The organism is Brachyspira catarrhinii (assembly GCF_005518285.1).
GTDB lineage: Bacteria > Spirochaetota > Brachyspiria > Brachyspirales > Brachyspiraceae > Brachyspira > Brachyspira catarrhinii.
Map to the genome: position 1 here is coordinate 1 of NZ_SJDU01000481.1, position 1518 is coordinate 1518.

The window sequence follows — 1518 nt, forward strand, 5'->3', positions numbered from 1 at the left end:
GATTACAAATAGGAAGTTTGGACAGTAAAGCAGATTTTTCTCAATTCTTGAAAGATAATAAATTAAATGAAAACCTTGTATTTGCTTATAAAAGAGTAGCATTTTTAGAAAGCGGTTTACTTACTGAAGAAGAAAAAAAACAATATCCTGCCTTTTTAAGCAGTATTATGCCTCGTCAGGGAGAAACTCAATATTTTAATATGCTTGTGAATCAAATACAAAGTAAAATGACAAGTTCACAATATACAGGCTGTCAATTTAAAAGCATTAATTTTAATTTTGCTAATAAAGCATTAACAACTATAAGTTCTAGTATATGGGTAACCGCAGAAAAAACTTTTAATGAAGCTCATAAAATAGAGGCAGAAAGAACCGAAAACAGAGATGTTGTAATGGCTCAAACTAATAAATACCCTACAAAAATGTTTATTAGCGGACTTGAGGCAATGAGCGTTTCAGATGCCACAATAGCATTTGAATGGAGTAAAGAAGATGTTTATAATATATCGGTTATTCGTTACAATACTCCGAACGGTAAATATACTCTTACAATCGGCGGTAATGCTATGTTTAACAAACAGTCTGAAGAGTTATTTTATAATTGGCTTTTAAATGGACAAAGGCTTTCAATGGTCATTGAAACAAATATGAAATGGAAAAATAAATATTATCCTTTAATATTTGTTTGTACTGATGTAAGCGGACAGCCTTCCAAACCTGCTATTGCCGCAACTGGTAATTTACAAGTGGCTTTGAATGGTTTTCAAGGTTTAGAACAAAGCGAAGATTTTAATAGTAACTATTGTTTTGCGTTCACGGATAGAGAAAGTTTGTTTTAATATTTTTATTTAGCCGCTGCATATTTTTGTAGCGGTTTTTTTTATATTTTTTTAGCAATATTATACAAATGTATAAGAAATATTTTTTTAATATGTTAAAATATACTAATAATCAGTATATTACTTAAGGAGAAATAAGTTATGAAAAGAAATGAAATGACACTAAAAGAATTTTGTATGCGCTACCCTATCAAAGAAGTTGTTCTAAAGCCTGAAAATCCGGAAGACGAACAAAGTAAATTAATAGAAAGTGAGGTTTACAGTAGGTCTTTAATTTATAAAAGATTTGGAGAAAATGCTAAAATTAGTTTTAATGAATTGTCAATGAAAGAAGAAACAGAATATCTTATTCAAGTAGAATTAAATGAAAAACAAAATAATATTTTTGCTATGCTTGATACAGAGATAGATGGACAAAAATGTTACGGAGAAAATGATATACTTTCAGATTTAACTAAAAAAGAATATTCAGAATTAGCAAGCTCTTTAAGAAATTTCAAAGAAGGTTTAATCATTATGTAACGAGTTTTGAAGAGGCAGAGCTTAATTCTATTACAGAATATCAATATAAAAACTTTGTTATAGATGAAACTACTTTTATTTATTATGATAGAGGTATTTTAAGTTTATATACAGGTTTTATATATTGGTATGATGTAGTAAAAGAGGCTTGGCTTCA

General features: G+C 28.4%; 1 protein-coding gene and 1 pseudogene. Both read left to right on the forward strand.

The genetic code is table 11. The features are described from left to right. Nucleotides 1-839 (forward strand): annotated as a pseudogene (locus EZH24_RS11655) (phage tail protein); the annotation flags it as partial. Nucleotides 840-980: 141 nt separating this feature from the next. Continuing rightward, on the forward strand, nt 981-1361 hold the full coding sequence (locus EZH24_RS11660) for a hypothetical protein (protein WP_137999258.1): 381 nt from the start codon (nt 981-983) through the stop codon (nt 1359-1361). Nucleotides 1362-1518: the final 157 nt, after the last annotated feature.